Here is a 16,630-nt window from a genome sequence, read left to right as displayed (position 1 = left end):
CGGAGGGCTGTGTGCTGGCGGCCGGTGGACGGGCGAGACGTCAGTAGAACAAGCGGCATGACATCGACGACGTCGGCGAGGGAACGTCGTCGGTGTCATGTCAGCGGTAGCCACAATGGACCCGGATCACTTCCCCTGCGGTGTCCTTTGACGAAGGTGAACCCGTCGGGCAGTCTCGTGTCGGCGTGCTGGCCCCATACTCTCCGGACGTGCCGGGCATAGTTCTCCTTCGCCTGGTCGCTGGCGCGGTACCCGCTCGGAAGCGCCCGGCAGTTGGGCGGCACCCAATGCTCGCGGGTGCGCTCCCGCAGCGCCGCGTGCCGCTGTTGCGCCGCGGCGTAGTCGGCGTGCTGGCGGGCCGACTGGCTGGGCCACCACACGAACGTGTCCGGTCCACCGCTTCCCGGCTTGCCGGGACGTCCCGGGTTCGGTTCACGGGTGAGCTTGCCGGCGTCCACAAGACGTTCACAGGTGTAGATCACCTGCCACATCAGCGGCGGGTTGTCGAAGTCTGCGCCGAACATGACGCCGAGCAATTGTTTGCCGGTCAGCCTGCGGGAGCCGAACGTGCCCTCAGTGCCGTGACGGCGAAACGCGGCGAGGATCAGCCGCCGCAGCGGGTCGATCCCCTGGTATTTCGCCGGCACCGTCGGCGGTGCCGGTTCGTCGTCTGCGTCCGGCTTGGTGCCGTCAGTCTCCTCGGGTGCCGGGTCGGGGTCGAGGTCGATTCCGAGGGCGGTGGCAAGCAGTCGATGGTCGGCGTCCCAGCGGAACTCGTCACCGTAGGGCAGCGGCCGTTCGAGCAACGTCGTCGTAGCGGCCAGTCTGCGGGCGCTGCGGGCGAGCGAGACCATGACCTTGATCCCCGGGTAGAACGACAGCGGCCAGGCGACACCGGTCAGCGCCCCGTCGCCGTGTTCGACCGTATGGATCCTCTCGTCGTCGGAGAGGTCGTCGCCGTCGTGGTGCAGTTCGATGACGAGGGCGCCGTCGGCGAGCATGGCGGCGATCCGGTCAGGTACCGGCAGGGTGTCGTTGTCGAGGTGGATTGGTCGCAGCGCCACGGTGTACACGGCGATGTTGTCGTCGAGGTGTTCGACAACGACCTCGTCTCCGGCGGGTCCTTCTGTCTCGGTGTCGTCCGGTTCCGGGTCGATCATGTCGGGGTCCGGACCGGTTTCCCGCTGATCCGTGCAGGTGCCGGTGATCCCTTCGGTGTCGTCAGTCGGCTGCTGGATTTCGGCCGGATCGGTTGCGCCGGTACCGTCATCGGTGCTCTGGGACGGCGGCTGTGACTGGTGGTAGCCGAGCCCGAGGGGTCGTAGCGGGTCGACGTCGCTCAGGTCCGTTGGGACCGGGGACGGTTGCGCCAGCCACACGCCGCCCACCTGCCACAGGTCGTCGACGCGCAGGTGGACTCCGTTCGGCTGCAAACCGTCGACGGCTGCCGTGGCGTGGTCGGCGACGGCGAGGTTGGCGTGCACGACCGCTTCGGCGGCCGCGGTGAGCTCGAAGGGGTCGACGTCGACGTCTTCCGGGTCGGTGGCGAAGACCTCGTCGACTCTGCCAGCCAGCCACGGCCATACACCGGTGAACCGTGGTCCGGTCCCCGACCGTGCGATGGTGTGGACTAGGTCGTCGAGGTCTTCCCCGCCCAGCAGGCCGGGGTCTTCCCGCCGGTGGTGGTACCGGTCGACCGGGGCGGCGTAGCCGCCCCATCGACGCAGGTGCGGTGCGGCGTCCAGCAGTTTGTCGATCGTGTGCAGCGCCGTCTGCAACGCTACGGCGAGGGTGTCGTCGTCGTGCGGGTCGATCAGCAGACCGCCGAGCGGTCCACCTACCAGTAGTGGTCTGCCGGCGGTGAGCAGATGGTGGGCGTACAGGGCGATGTCGTCGAGGCCGGCCAGCCGAGGACCGGGGTAGCAGACCTGTCCTGTCAGGTGTCCACGCTCGTCGAGGAGCACACCACGCTGGCGCAGCCGGTGAAGTTCGGCGCGTTCCCGGGGTGTGAGTGGAGCGCCGAACGCTTCCGGGTCGACGATCACGCGTTCCGACCGGCAGCCGGTGTCGTCGAGGACCGCCGGTGCTCCAGACAGGCGTGCAGGGACCCACCCATCCGGGTGGACGCCGTCGGCGGCGCCGAAGCGGGCGACGACCTCTGCCCACAGCGACTGCTGACCCCGTTCGATGCGCACGAACGTGCCGACGGGCAGCGCCGGCAGCGTCGCGGCATCGGTGGTCAGCCGCACAAACAGTTCGGGGTCGAGGACGGCGGCCTGGTAACCGCGGGCCTGCAGGTCGAAGCCGAAGTGAAGCGCGTTGAACGCGGTGGTGGTGTGCAGCGGCGCCCGGCGAACGTGGGCGACCTGCTCGAGGTAGGCGATGATGGCCGCGCGTACCGCGTCGGGGATGTCGTCGACGTCGCGTAGCAGGTCGTCGGTGAACAGCGGTTCGTCGTGGAACGGTCGCCATGTCGGTGTCGCGGTCATCGTCATCGGGCGGCTCCTGCCTGCCGCGCCGCGGCGCGGGCGTTGTCACGGTCGACGTGCCGGCGAAGCCGCCAGACCCGGACGCCGTCTGTCAGGGCCGCCTCGCCGGCGGCTTCAAGCCGGGCGAGCGCGTCGGTGACGTGGGTGAGCTTCATGCCGGGGTCGACGCCGCGCAGCCGGTGGTAAAGCAGCTGCGGCCACAGCGGTCGCAGCCGACCGGAGCGGCTGTCGCGGTAGGCTTCGTCGCCGCGCAGGACCCGGTGCAGCATCCCGGCGGTCAGGCCGTGGAAGTTGTCCCACAGCAGCGCCCGCAGGTAACGGTCGACCGCCGCCTGGTATGGCGCGCCGTCACGGTCGGCGGCCGGCCGCGGCCGCGGGGTGTTCAACGCGTTCAGCAGCACCGGTGTCGGTGTGGTGTCGGCGCTCGACGACCAGCAGGTGGAGCAGCGGCACGCGGCGGTGCTGCAGGTGCCGTCGGGTACCGACTGCCCAGGCTGACCGAAGTACTCGGCGAAGCCGACGTTGGCGCACTGGGCCTGCTCGGCGTACCAGCCCCGCAGCGCGGTGAGCTCGGTGTTCAACCGGGCCCGGTGGGCGTTCATCCGGGTGGCGAAGTCAGCGGGCAGCCGGCCGGTCCGGTCGAGCATCCGCACCGAGACCAGGGTCTGGGTGTTGCCGGCCTGGGAGACGTCGACGACGCCGAGGTCGTGCAGGGTCGCCAGCAGCGCCCAAGTGCCGGCGACGTCGTCGGCGAGGCCGTCGTAGCCGGTCACGGTTGCGGTGAGCTGTTGGTGGACGTCGGTGAGCTGGTGACGTCCCGGCCGGGTCGCGGCGAGCTGCTGCACGACCGCAGCCGCGTCGGCGAGGGTGTCGTCGCAGCGGATCGGATCGTCGAGCGGGGTCAGCGTGACCGTCGCCGGGAAGTCGCCGCAGTCGTCGACCGTTCCGGCCGCGTCGAGGGCGGCGAGCGCCCGGATCACCGCGGTGCGGTACATCGTCATCGTCGCCGGTTTGCGGGCGTCGTCGAGCGACATCCACCCGGCGTCGACCTCCTCGCCGATGACGATGTCGGCGACGTGGTCGGGGTTGAGCACTCCGCTGCCCCGGGCGGCGGCCACGACTGCGTTGCCGATGCGCTGCAAGGTCGGGTTCGCCAGACCTTGCGAGATCATCCAGGCGACGGTCCGGAAACCACGGCCGGTGCCTAGGGCGAGCCCGTACGACGGTGCGGTGATCTCCGCGGGGTCACAGCCGGCCTGGTCACGGCCGGCGCGGCCGAGTTGCTGGTACAGCCCGGCGAGGTCGGTGGGTGGGGAGACCACGAACACGCAGCGGATGTCGCCACGGTTGACCCCGAGACCGAATGCGCTGGTCGCCACTATCAGCAGCGGAACGTACCCCTCCTCCCCGTTCTTGGGCGCGTCGCGGAACTCGGTGAGGACCGCCGCTTTCTCCGCCTCCGACAGCCGGCCGTGGAAGCGGCGCACCCGCCGGGTTTCGCCCTCTCCCACGAACTCGCGCAGGTGCGCGTACAGCGTGTCGACCTCCCGGACGGTCAGGCAGTAGAAGATCGCATGGTCGTCGCAGGCGGAGGTGACCGCTTCGGCGAGCCCAGCGACGACGTTCGGACCGGCGGCCCGGAACGTCCGCCGGTAGATCGCAAGTTCCGGCCGTAGCGGGTCTGCGGTGACGGTGACAAGAGGTTCACCGGCGGACGGGGTCTCGGGCAGACCGAACAGGCCGCTGCGCAGCCCGGCGCGCACCCCACGGTTGGCGGTGGCGGTGACCGCGGTGACCCGGACGCCGTGCCGGTCGCGCAGCTCAGTCAGCAGACCGGCGGCGCGGCGGAAGCTGGGGCGGAAGTCGTCGCCCCATTGCACGAACGTGTGAGCCTCGTCGACGGCGACCCGCCGCAGCTGCCCGTTGGTCGCCCCGGTGCGCAGCAGCTGCTGGAACCGCCGGTTGCCCAGTCGTTCCGGGGAAATGTAGACCAACTTGATGCCGTGGTCGTGGACACCGGTGAGCTGTTCAGCGACCTCGGTCTTGCCGCGGCGGCTGTTGGACTCGGCCATCGGCCCGACGAGGGCACGGACGGCGCCGCCCACGCTGGCGTTGAGTTCAAGGGCCTGGTCGGCCATCAACGCCACGAGCGGTGACACGACGACGGTGACGCCGGTCAACGCAAGCGCGGGCAGCTGGAACGTGTAGGACTTGCCGAAACCGGTCGGCAGCAGCGCGAGCACGTCAGCCTTGTCGGCGACCGCGCGGATCACCTGCTCCTGCTGGTCGCGCAGCTGCAGTGGGACGTCGGAGAACCGCAGGTACCCGGCGATCTGGGAGCAGCGTTCGACGAGCAGGTCACCGAGTTTACCTTCGGCACGGGCAGTGGTTTCGGTGTCGTCGTCGATGCGGGCGGCGAGAATCTTGCGGGTGGCCGGCAGCAGGGTGTGTTCAGCGAGCGCGTCAGCGGTGCACAGCTCGTCGGCCCGCGCGGCAGTGATCTTTCCGCAGTCGGCGAGGAATCGCCAGATCCGCTCCCAGCCGTCAGCCATCGTCGTCAGGTTCCCACCGGCGGCCTCCCCCGTGTCGGGATCGGCGACCAGCAGCCCGGGGTCAAGCGACTCGAGGAACACCCGCCGGTAGCTTCGCCGTAGCGCGGTCTGGCCGGCGAGTTTGCGGTCGCTGATGATCACGACACCGCGGTGGTGGGCTGACCGGATCAGCCGGCCGACGGCCTGCCGCAGATCCATCGCCGCTAAGGGCAGGTAGTACGACTCGGTCGCGACCCGGTCCGGATCCGGATGGCCGGTGTCAGCGGCCCGGCGGGCGACCGCGGCGCGGCGGGCGGCGACGACCGGGTCGGCGAACGGCGCGAATGGCAGCTTGTTGATCCACACCAGCGACAGCCGCTCGGCGGGAAAGTCGACCCCCTGCCACATCCCGCGGGTCGCGACGCAGAACCCTCCGGTTTCGGTGAACGCCCGCGCCGCCCGCGCGTTGCCGAGGATCGGGGCGACCGCAACCGGGACGTCCGGCGCGACCGCGGGCAGTTCGGCGAGCAGCCGTTCGGAGATCGCCGACGCCGCCCCTGTCGACGTGGTCAGCACCAGCGCACCACCGGTGAACACACCGGTGGCCGCGCTGCCGTCATCACCGGCGGTTTCCGGGCGGATTACCTCTCGGGCGTAGCCGGTGAGGTGGTGGGCGACGGTGCGGACCGCACCGTCGGCCTGCTCCGCCCAGCTGGGGAAGTCGGTCAGACACACCAGTCTCGCCTGGGAGGCGAGGTCGAACGGGCCGGGCAGGTAGTGGGCGTCGACGTCGGATCCCAGTCCGAGCCGACTGCGGATGTAGTCCCATCGGCCGGATACCTGCAGCGTCGCCGACACGTAGAAGATCCGGTCGAACCTCGACCGGGCGAGCCTCCACTGCGGGTCGTGGGCCAGTTCGATCGGCGCGGACGTCACAGTGAACGCGTACCGGCGGGCGGAGACACTCAGGCCTTCCAGCTCCAGTTCGGTGGCGAACACGATCCGGTTCGACACCACCGGCGCCGATCCGGAGTCGTCCGGCATGAGGTCCGGCCTAGCGTCGTCAGCGCCGACCTCGCCGAGGCGCTCCTCGAGCGGGTCCACCGGCGCTTCGGTCTCCCCCGACTCATCGTCGTCGACGCCCGGAGCGTCGTCCCCACCGCTGCCGGCAGGTTGGTCGGCTGGCGTGCCCGGCTGCCCGGCAGCGTTCCCTGCGTCGGGGCGGGGAGGGTCGAGGATGGCATGGGCATCGGTGGTGATCTGGTCGGCTGCCTCGGCCAGACTGCACACCCTGCTGGCCAGTGACGCCGCCCGTTCCCGTTCCCACCACGACGCCGCGTGCATCTGCTCCGATCCGAGGTGACCGGACAGTTGCCGGTAGACGAGCCCGGCGACGACGGCGAGGCGTTCCACCCGGGCGAGCAGCTGCCGCGCCGAGGCGCTGCCGCCGAGCCCACCGAACGGGCTCGCCAAAGTCGCCGCGCGGATGCCCGGCTCTCCGCCGGTGGCGTCGAACACCGCCTGCGCGGCCCGTGGCATCACCTCGGTGTCGAGCATCGCCTCCAGGTCGGCGATCTGCTCCCCCAGCGCTGCCGGTGCCCCGCGCTGGCTGGCAAACCAGCGACGCAGCTCGGCGACGAGGTTCTCCACCGCCCGATAGTCCACCTCGGCGCTCGCGGCTCCTGTCGCGGCGTGTTCGAGGGAGTGCGCCTCGTCGACGACGAGCAGGGTGTCGTCGGCGAACGCGTCTGGGTTGCTCAGCAGCAGCGCATGGTTGGCGACGACGAGGCGATGGTTGGCCAGCGCTTCGCCGACGGTGTCGGTCATGTGAGCAAGCGGCGACGCGGAGCCGGGCCCGTAGTCGTCAGACTCCTGGCTCACGCTGGCCAGCCACAACCCCATCAGCGGGCCGGCTGTCGTCGAGATGTACTCGGCGAGGAAGATCGGAATGTCGGCGGTGTCGACACTTCGTGCCACCCACGCCTGCTGCGCCGATGTCGCGGTGGCCAGCCGCTGGACCAGGTACACCACCAGCTCCCGGTAGCCCGGGTGGGCGGCGAACCGGTTCCGGCGATCCCGGTGGCTTGCTCCGGCGGCCGCGGCGACCGCGTCGGTGAGCGCGGCGACGAGTGCCCGCAGTGACAGCCGGTTGCCTTTACCTTTCACCAGGTCGGCGACGCCGTCGAGGCCGGGCACGACCATGGCGAGCCAGGTGATGTCGGCGGCCAGCTGGGTCTGCAGCTGTTTGGTGAACGTCGCCAGGACCACCCGTCGGCGGGAGTTGCTGGCGAGCCAGTCGAGGGCGGTGGCGAGAACCGCGAGGCTCTTACCGGTTCCCGTCGGCGCTTCACACAGCGCATCCCGGCCAGCGTCGACCTGGCGCGCCAGGAGTTCGGCCATATGCTGCTGCGCCGGCCGGCGTTCGACCGAACCGTGCGCGGCCACCAAGGCGAGTGCGTGCGGGTCCACGTGACCGATGCGGTCGAACAGTCGCTCCGGCACCGTCAGGTTCTCCGGGACGGCTCGGCCACGCCGGGTTGGTTCCCGCAGGTCGCCGCTGCCGAGCACGTCCGCGAGCACCTGGGCGACCGAGCCGTCGTCCGCGGCCGGCCGACCAGATGGTGCGGATAGCAGCGACGTGAGCAGGTCCCAAGCAGGTGACCCGGCACCGGCGGCGAGCAGCAGATCCCGCAACGGCCCGTCCCACCCTGAGACGGTGTCCGCGGCGTGCCGCAGCAGCCGGGCTGTCAGGTCGGCATCGTCTGCGGCGTCGTGCCAGCTCAGCCCGGACCGACCGACACCTACCTCGTCGGCGAGCTTCGCCAGGCGATGGGAACGGGCGGTCGGCCAGACCGCGTGGGCGAGGTACAACGCGTCGGCTCGGCGCAGCGCGCCGAACGGTGGCTGCTCGGCGCGGGTGGCCGCATCGTCGAGCATCGGAAAGTCGGCGCCGGTGCCGTTGTAGGCCACGAGGACGTCCGCGTCCGCCAAGTAGTCCCGCAGATCGTGCAGCGCCTGCTCGACAGGGATCGCGTGTGCGGCGTACTGGTCACGGACGGACGCGGACCGCAGCTGCTCTTCCCAGTCAACGTCCGGCAGCCGCACCCAGGCGGTGAAGCGTGGCGCCTCCTCGACCCAGCGCCGTTCCGACGACAACCGCACCGCACCGATCTGGTAGATGCGCCGGTCCCCGTCGGGGTGATCCGCAGTGGGACGCACGACAGCTTCGACGTCGACGACGACAGCCCTGGGAACCTGCGCAGTTACCGCCGATCGATGCCCGGAAGGGATTAGCGTTGCGGGCGCGTCGGCTGCCCTGAGGATGCCGTTGTCGTCGTGGATGAGCCCCGCGCCCAGTGCCGAAGCGGCGATCCTCTGAAGTCGCGCCTGCGTCATCGCCGGCCAGCGCTGCCGCGCGGCCTCGAGTACCTGGCCACTGTTACAGGGTCCGATTTCCGAGATGAGCCGCGCGAGTTGCTGCTCGCGGCTAACTGCTCCGTCCGTTGTGCCGTCCCTTCCGCCCGTTCGGCACACCGCCCCGGCGTGCGCGCACACCTGCTCGTCTATCGCACGCTCCGAATCGTCTTATCAACCCTGCATGCGACCGCCATCGTGGCCGATCAACTCCTGCAGGGCACTTAGTACGAGCAGCCGCCGTTGGAGATGTTGCTGGTGAGGTGGGGTTAACGCGAGGCGGCCGCCGTGTAACCGCCTTTGCGTTGTGGACATATTTTCAGATATGGCGGTGCCGTATGGACCCGACCGGACTCCGACACGCCTGTTGGACCAACCGATGGAGGGCCACACTCAACGCCTTCGACATCACCCTCATCGACCGCGTCAGCGCCAGCCACCGCTGGACCACACCGGACAGACAACTACCCAGAAACCAGTAGTTGCACCGAAAACCGGATAGACCACCCCCTGACATCCGCAGCGACTGATGTGCCGCCGATCGCGATGAGTGCGTACTGTAACGAGACTGCAGGGCTCGCAGGGAGGGGTCGCAGGACCGAAGTTGTGTCGGGAAGAAGACGAACGGGACGTACGCACCGCCGAGGATCCGCAGGCGGCCGACTCGAGACACGTCGACGTCCTACAAGGATCGCCTCGTGGCTTCCATCTACCTGCAGACGCACTTCGGGGACGATCCGTGACGTGAACGACCGGCCCAGTCATCGGGGGACCTGGCTCACGACCGGACACCACGAACCCGGCTCGACAAATCGGCCATCCCGACAGCCACGGATGACCAAGCGGGGACTTCGGTCTGGTTACCGACAGCAATTTGCATTGCTTTGAGACGGAGTCGCCCCTCTCGAAGTCAGTACTTCAATCGCGGTTCAAGGTCCCTCTGAGCAGGCAGCACAAATGCCAGTTGCAAGCTCAAGACGGAGTTGACCTTTCGGATGTGACGAGGACTCCAATCGCACGCGCGAGCACGCGGGGCCACATGCGGCGCCTAACACGAAGGCGCTTCGCATGTTGTAGGGCTACGGGGTTGTCATACCGATGCGCTCCAATGGAACCCACCCCGCCTTGCCTACGTCTCTCTCACGCGGAGTGCACATATGATCGAACCACCTTCAGACCCGTCATGGCTGCCCACTCCGCAGGTTGCTGTTGCGCAGCTCGCCAGCGGGATCCTCGAGTACGCCCAGCAGACCGCATCGGGTGACGCGTTCCGGCTGCCGTACCCGGCGAACTTGCAGCTCGCGCTGGACCGACTGACCCTGCTCGCATGGCATCAGGACGCGCCCGCCCCGGCCAGCGTGGTGGAACTACTCCAGCTCGCGCAGGAGCCGTTCGGCGACTGGAAGATCGACCTCACCGACGCGGACGTCGACCCAGACGAGTCGCTGCTGATCTATGGCCGCCCGACGGCGACCTGCGAGGAGCTCGGTAGCTTCCGTGGGGATGTCGAAGGCGAGATCCGTGAGAACGCGCTGCTGCGGGCGGTGATGGACAAGGCTCGGGCCGCCAACGCACCGCGGTCCTACGTCGCGTTCCGTGAGCTCCTGATTCGGCAGCCCGCGATCGCGGCGATCGAGCTCGATGCGCGGCTGGCGGATCCGGACCTGGCGCTGCTGGCGAACGAGGTGCGGCAGGCATATGTGGAGGCACCGCCGGAAGCGATGGCGGACGGAGTGATTCGGACCTGTGGCGGATGCGGCGGTCTTCGGCTGCCACTGGACGACGACCGGACCTGGATGTGCGAGGACCAATCCTGCCCGGCGTCCGGAACAGCCGGGGCGGACCACCCGGCCAGCGAAGGCGTGTGGTGGTTGCGGCGTGAGTTGTGCACCTTCATCACCGCACCGGGCCGTGCGGAGCTGCGCATCGCCGACGCGATCCGGAAGCTCGGCATACCGGTCGCTCTGTGGCCGAACTTCGACGCCTGCGATATCTCGATCTTTGTCGATCGACCGTGGGTCGCCGACATCAAGGCCTGGCGCAACCCGGTACGGCTCGCCCGGCGGCTGCGGGAGCGGCTGTTCACCGTGCCGCCGGAGGCGGAGAGGGCCTACGTCGTCGTCGGCCAGGAGCAGGTAAAGGCGCACCCTCGGTATGTGGCACGGCTACGGCAGGCGTGCCCCCAGGTACGGCCGGGCCGGCGAATCGTGGCGGTCTCCGAGGCGGAGTTCATCGGTGCCGTGAAGCGCCGGGTGGAGGCCGGGGCATGAGGCAGACCAACACCATCCGTAACCGCTTCAGCCGCGCCCTTCGCGGCCACTACACCCCGACCGGGGACCAGCCTTCGCCGTCCCGGCTGATGGACACCGAGCTGTGCCTGTATCTGCTGGAAACAGTCGCCGCCGGCCAGACCGCCCACGGAGTACCCGCGTTACTCGACGGCTACCGGGCGCTGTGGGACGCGGTGCCGAGCCCACCAGCCGACGCGACGGTCCGACTCGCCAACGCGCGAGCCCTGCTGTGGCGCAGCCAACGCCCCTACGGGTGGGACGAGTTGCTGCGGGCTTACCTGTCCGCTCCTGATGCAGTACGGGGTTACCACCTGGACCCGCTCGGCCGACCGGTACGCCGGCAGTGCAGCGTGGCGACCAACCGGTGGGCCTGGTACGAGCAGATGCTCACCGAGCCGCTGCCCTTCGCCGCCACGGGCGTGCGGTTCGCCGCGCCTGGGCAATACCGCATGAGCTCGACGGCGCGTGGTCAGGGCGTCACGGTACCGGATAACCTTCCGCCCGCGCCGGCTCCGGCTCTGCATGACCTGGCCGCCCGGACCCGAGCACCGATCGAGGTCACGTGGCAGGAGTTGGTGGAGACCGCCCGAGGTATGGACGGTGCCGATCTGGAGGCCGGGCGTTCCTCTCAACGATGGGAGGAGCGCCTGCAGGACGTCACGCTGCAGATCCGGCTGGCCGACCATACCTTCGGCGACGCCACGACCCTTTGCATCGATCGGATCCTGCACATGGTCGGCATGGTCAGCGTCGGCAAGAGCACCCTCGTGACGATCCTGACGACCTGGGCGGCGCAGCATGACCTGCGGATAACGATCGTGGTCGGCGACAACTCGGCAGCACTACGCATGGCGCACGAGCTGTCCCGCTACGACGGCGTGGTGGCAGCGCCGGTCATGGGGCAAAACCGCACCCGGCACGCGGAGCGATTGCATCGACTCCAGCCGCCGGCACCTGGCCGGCTTGTGCCCTCCGAGCCGTACGGGTTCGAACTGGTCAGCACGGCGTGCCCGCTCGATGCGGTCCGAGACAAGGCCACCCCACTTGAGGTGCGCGAGGCGCCCTGCCAGCACCTGATAGAGACCGATCCGGATGCTCCGGTGGATGGCTGGCGGGACGGAACCCGGCGCACCTGCCCCCTGTGGCATCGATGCCAGCGGCATGAGGCCGCGCGCCGGCTGGTCACGGCGAACGTGTGGATCGCGACTCCATGGAGTCTTGTGCACACCCCTGTGCCCGGACCACTGAGCCACGAGCAGATGCGGTACCTGGAGGCGGCGTGGCGACGCAGCGACCTATTCCTGGTCGATGAGGCCGACCAGGTGCAGGCAAACCTCGATGAGATGTTCGCCAGCGCCCAGGTACTGCTTGGCCCCAGCCAGGAAGCGTGGATCGACGAGATCGGGGCGCGGGTAGCGGAGAAGCTGCGCGCGACCGGCCGCGCACCGGTCAGTTCCCGGCAGATCCGCCGGTTTACCACGGCCCTGAACCAGGCCCGTTCCGCAGCAGACATCATCTACCAGTTGCTGCAGCGAGACCGAGTCCGGGCTGGCAAGCCGGTGTTGGACTGGCTCGACCCCGACTACTTCACGGCCTGGACCCTGTTCAACAGCCTTGCCAAGGACTGGGCCGGCTACACCGCCACGAAGGGTCACAGGCCGGACCCCGGCTGGGACAACGATCCGCTCTACAAGCTCCTGCGCGAGCAGTTCAACGCGTTCATCGACGAGCCGACTGGAGCATCCGGCGAGGTAGCCGAGGGCTTAGCCACGTTGGCCGAGGCGCAACTGTCCGACACGGAAGAGGAGACGCGGGAGGACACCGTCCGGCAGTGGCTGACCGAGCTGAGCGACCGGGAGTTGGTCGAAGGTAGGAAGATCGCACCCGCAGAGCTCGACCGCAACGTGTGGCGGCTGGAGCTGGCGATCGCAGTAGCGGTAATGGCACACCGACTCAACCTGATGCTCGCAATCTGGCCGGAAGTCGCGGCAGAGCTGGACATGTTCGACACGCTTCCGGCAGAGGTACGCCGACCGCCCAGCGACCTCGCCGTCGCGGTGCCCGAATCCCCGATGGGCAACGTGCTCGGCTTTCAGTACGTCGAAGACCAGACTGACCGCCGAGATGGCCAGCTGGGCGAGTTCAGGTTCTTCCGCTACACGGGCGTAGGGCGGGCCCTGCTGGTGGGCCTGCCGGACCTGTTTCCCGCCGATGGGCCGGGCCCGAACGTGCTGCTGTTGTCCGGGACCAGCTGGGCCGGCACTTCACCTCGCTACCACATCGACGTGCCGGTCGAGGCGATCCTGCGCCCCTCACCGCAGAAACTCGCCGCCATCTCCGAGACCACCTTCACCCTTGACATCCAGCACCAAGGCGAACGCAGTACCCCGATCTGGGTGTCCGGCCGCTACGGGGAGGAGCGCGCGAGCGCACTGCGGCAGATGGTCGCGGCCCTGACCCAGCCGGGCGCGGGTCCCGGGCGACCGAACCGGCTGGAGCGGGAACGAGCCGCCCTGCCGCCCGGCCGGCAGAAGGTCATGCTGCTGGTTGGCAGCTACGCCGAGGCCCGCACCGTCACCAACGAGCTGCTTCGCCGCAAGTCCTCCTGGGAGGGGCAAGTGCGCTGCCTCATCGGCGACGACGAGTTGGAAACCGGCTGGGACGACGGCCACTTGCTGCGCCGCGGCGACGTCGCGGATTTCGGCACCGACAACGCGTGGCTGCTGGTCGCCCCCATCCTGGCCGTCGAGCGCGGGCACAACATCCTCAACAACGACGGCGTGGCCGCCATCGGCACCGCGTTCTTCCTCGTACGTCCTCACCCGCGGCCGAAGGATCTCAGCTACGTCACCCAGCGGATCAACCAATACGCCCTCGAACAACTACGCCCGCACCCGCTCGACGACGACTGCCCGGCACACGAACGCCTCGTAGGTGCCGGCAGCCAGCGTCGCCGAGCCGCGCAGCGCCAGTGGCGGCGGTTGCTGCACGCCATGGTCGCCTACAGCCAGCTCGGCACGGACGAGCGCCAACGCGTGGCCTGGACCCAACTTGTCACCATCTGGCAGGTCGTGGGCCGGCTCCTACGCGGCGGCCAAGCCGCGAGGATCTACTTCTGCGACGCCGCCTTCGCACCGGTCACTGCACGCAGGAGCGACACCGACACCGACCTCGACGATGCCAGCACCAGCCTGCTGCACGGCATGCGTGAAGTGCTCAACCCGTACTTCGAGCCTAACGGCGTCAACACCGATCGACACCTGGTCCAGGCGCTCTACCAGCCCCTGTACCGCGCCCTCACCAACATGGGAGACCGCTGAATGGCACCCCGCTACGACAACCTCGCTGTCACCGTCCTGCGTCTCGATCCTGCAGCCCCGATCGAGCGCACCTACTACCTCATGCGGTTCCCTGGCCGCTGGAAGGAACCGCTGCGCCGGCTCGCCCAGGCGCAGCGCGGTGGCGACGTCGCCAGCATCCCAATCTCCTCACTCAACGACGCGATCACCGCCCTCGTCCCCGACTGCGTCGTCACGCTTCCGTACGCTGGACGCGGCGACGACGACCAGGAATGGCTGCTCGCATACCGCGCGGTAAACCCGACAGCCATCTTCAACCTGGTCGCGGCGTGGGTACGCGCGCAGAAGGGCACCCCGGAGCAGATCTCCCTGGCCCTGTCCGAGCTGCACGCCAGCCACCTCACCTGGTCGCCGGTTCACCTGGACCTGACCGCGCCCGAAGAACGGCAGCGCGCCATGCGTCTGCTCCCGATGGAGATCGCGGCGACATTGTCCCGCCCGGACGCAACGTGCCCGCACAACGAGTTGCGGTTCCTGCGCTGCCCGAGCGCCGACGGCTCGGAGATCATGTCCTGGCCGCCGGAGCGGATCGAGGACCAGACCCCGTTCTCGGTCAAGATCGGAATCAGCGCGCAGACGCTTCCCATCAGTGATGAGCTGCTGGTCTATCTGTCGTACGGCGTGCGGCGCTGGATGCCCATGCGAGGCAAGCTCGCCTTCGAACACGGCCACTCGGTGTACATAGCACCGACCGTGCCGTACCTGGCCGGCCTAGAGAACTCTCGTCATTTCGGCACGGCGCGGATCAAGCAGGTCAGGGCGACGGAGAGGGATGGTTCGAACAGCTATGGGCCACGCTGGGACGACGCCCTCGCGAGGGTACTGAAGGAAGCCGGTTGTCTCGACCGCCTGCCCGACCCGCAGCAGCTGGTCGACAAGCCACTGGACTACCTCCAGCGCCACGGCGACGCAGCTGCGTTGGTCTACAGCACCGGCATGCTCTCGGCTGAGAAGGTCAGCGCCGGGCTGTCGGTCGCCGATCGCCAGCCGCTGATGGACTGGGTCATCAGCGAGCTCAGCCCACACATCCGTCCGGCCGCGGCGCTCCCCCGCGAAAAGTGCACTGTTTACAAAGGGCTTGGGGGCATCAGCGAGAGTCAGGTTTCGGCCAACTACCTCGGTGAGATCGTCGGGCCGCGCCTGGACATCGAACTGCTCACCGACACCGACCGCGCCACGCAATACGCCCTCGACCGGCTCGCCACCCGTCTCGGTGTCCCGATGCCCCGTGCCGAGCAGCTGGACGAGGCTGGGGCCAACATTGACCTTGGCGCGGCGACCATCAGGATTCGCCGGCTGGCGGCACCGACGATTCGCGCCGACCTTGACCGAGTCGGACGCCGGCCCCAGGCCGCGGTGGAGGCTCGCATCGAGCACATCGCCGACGCACTTGGCGAGGCGGCGAACCCGACAATCGCCCTGGTCGAGATCGCCCACCCCGACGCCTATCAGGGCCGGCGACGCGGCGACGATCCCAAGTTCGCCATCCGGCACGGCCTGCTGCGGACGGGCCGGCTCAGCCAGTTCGTCACCCCGGTGGCCGAGCCGAAGCGTCCCCCTCGTGCCCGTGAGGGCAGGGAGCCCTCTGACCCGAACCGAGAGCGGTTCGCCGCAGCCGTCGATGATCTGTTCCGGCAGCTCGGCGTACGCCCCGAACCGCTGCCTGAGCCGGCGCAAAACACCCTCATCCGACGGCCGGCCCTCCTGGCCATCTGGATGATCCGCCAGAACAAGGGACGCGTCTGGGGGCTCGCGCGACAGGTCCCGGTCGCCGTGCTCGTCGACCCCACCGGTCAGCATGTGGAAGTCCGTGCGCCCAAGGTGCCCTGGCAGCCTCTGCACACCGGGCTCGTGGAGGTCGGTAAGCAGTACGTCAACGTGGACCTCAAGTGCGGCCCCGACGACGTGGTCCGGTTCGCCAAGGACGTCATCGATGAAGCCACCAGCGCTTTCGCCGACACCCTGCTACTTACCCATGCGCAGAACCTGCGCAGCGTCTGGAACACCCTCACCAACGGCCGCATCCAGCTCGACAGCCTCGGCTTCGGCGGCGGTGGACCTCAGCCAATCAGCAAGCTGCCCGGCCTGCGTCATGTACGCATTCGCACCGCTGAAGGCGGCGAGACGCCGGAGTGCTACGGCGTAACCGACGATGACACAGGCCAGCCCAAGGGTCTGTGGCGCTTCCTGGCGCCTCGGGTGTACGGCAGCACTACGGGCAAGCCCAGCACGCACTCCGGGGCGTTGAAGGGCGTGTCGAAGCTGATCCCCGGCGAGCACAACGGCAAGCTCACTGCCCCAAAGCCGAAGGCCCAGGTATGGAACCCGCAGTTCATCGAGCTGCTCGTGGCGGGAATCCAGGACGGCGACCAGCCCGAGCACTGGGCCGCGCTGGCGCACGAGCTGCGAGATGCAGCACCGTACGTACGGGGCACCACCGTCCTGCCGTGGCCGCTGCACCTCGCGGAGCAGATCGAGGAATACCTCCTACCAACCAAGATCGCTAACCTCGGTTCGCAAGAGGTTCTCAGGGACGAGTAGGGGTC

General features: G+C 68.9%; 5 protein-coding genes. 3 read left to right on the top strand and 2 right to left on the bottom strand.

Annotated elements, in window-relative coordinates; genetic code table 11:
* Positions 1–95 precede the first annotated feature (95 nt).
* Positions 96–2,495, bottom strand: a complete 2,400-nt coding sequence (locus C1A38_RS06335; protein WP_102656887.1) for a hypothetical protein — start codon at positions 2,493–2,495, stop codon at positions 96–98.
* Positions 2,492–8,416, bottom strand: coding sequence for a DEAD/DEAH box helicase (locus C1A38_RS06330; RefSeq protein WP_286046654.1), 5,925 nt, complete (start codon positions 8,414–8,416; stop codon positions 2,492–2,494). Before C1A38_RS06330 ends, C1A38_RS06335 begins: the two co-directional genes overlap by 4 nt.
* A 1,175-nt stretch (positions 8,417–9,591) precedes the next feature.
* Here C1A38_RS06330 and C1A38_RS06325 point away from each other — a divergent pair.
* The 3 genes from C1A38_RS06325 to C1A38_RS06315 are packed head-to-tail and all read left to right on the top strand — an operon-like array spanning position 9,592 to position 16,625.
* Positions 9,592–10,704: a pPIWI_RE_Y domain-containing protein gene (locus C1A38_RS06325; RefSeq protein ID WP_102656885.1), complete on the top strand. Its 1,113-nt coding sequence runs from the start codon at positions 9,592–9,594 to the stop codon at positions 10,702–10,704.
* Positions 10,701–14,045: a pPIWI_RE_Z domain-containing protein gene (locus C1A38_RS06320; protein ID WP_102656884.1), complete on the top strand. Its 3,345-nt coding sequence runs from the start codon at positions 10,701–10,703 to the stop codon at positions 14,043–14,045. The genes C1A38_RS06325 and C1A38_RS06320 overlap by 4 nt, the downstream gene beginning before the upstream one ends.
* Entirely contained in the window at positions 14,046–16,625 is a 2,580-nt protein-coding gene (locus C1A38_RS06315) for a pPIWI_RE module domain-containing protein (protein ID WP_102656883.1), read from the top strand. It abuts the gene before it with no gap.
* Positions 16,626–16,630 lie beyond the last annotated feature (5 nt).

The organism is Verrucosispora sp. ts21 (assembly GCF_002879555.1).
Classification (GTDB): Bacteria; Actinomycetota; Actinomycetes; order Mycobacteriales; family Micromonosporaceae; genus Micromonospora; species Micromonospora gifhornensis.
The sequence above is the reverse complement of the archived record's forward strand: the minus strand, read 5'-3'. Positions and strand labels throughout refer to the sequence as shown.

Coding starts and splice junctions, on each gene's coding strand:
- C1A38_RS06330 (WP_286046654.1), bottom strand. CDS start 8,416: ATGACGCAGGCGCGACTTCAGAGGATCGCCGCTTCGGCACTGGGCGCG.
- C1A38_RS06335 (WP_102656887.1), bottom strand. CDS start 2,495: ATGACGATGACCGCGACACCGACATGGCGACCGTTCCACGACGAACCG.
- C1A38_RS06325 (WP_102656885.1), top strand. CDS start 9,592: ATGATCGAACCACCTTCAGACCCGTCATGGCTGCCCACTCCGCAGGTT.
- C1A38_RS06320 (WP_102656884.1), top strand. CDS start 10,701: ATGAGGCAGACCAACACCATCCGTAACCGCTTCAGCCGCGCCCTTCGC.
- C1A38_RS06315 (WP_102656883.1), top strand. CDS start 14,046: ATGGCACCCCGCTACGACAACCTCGCTGTCACCGTCCTGCGTCTCGAT.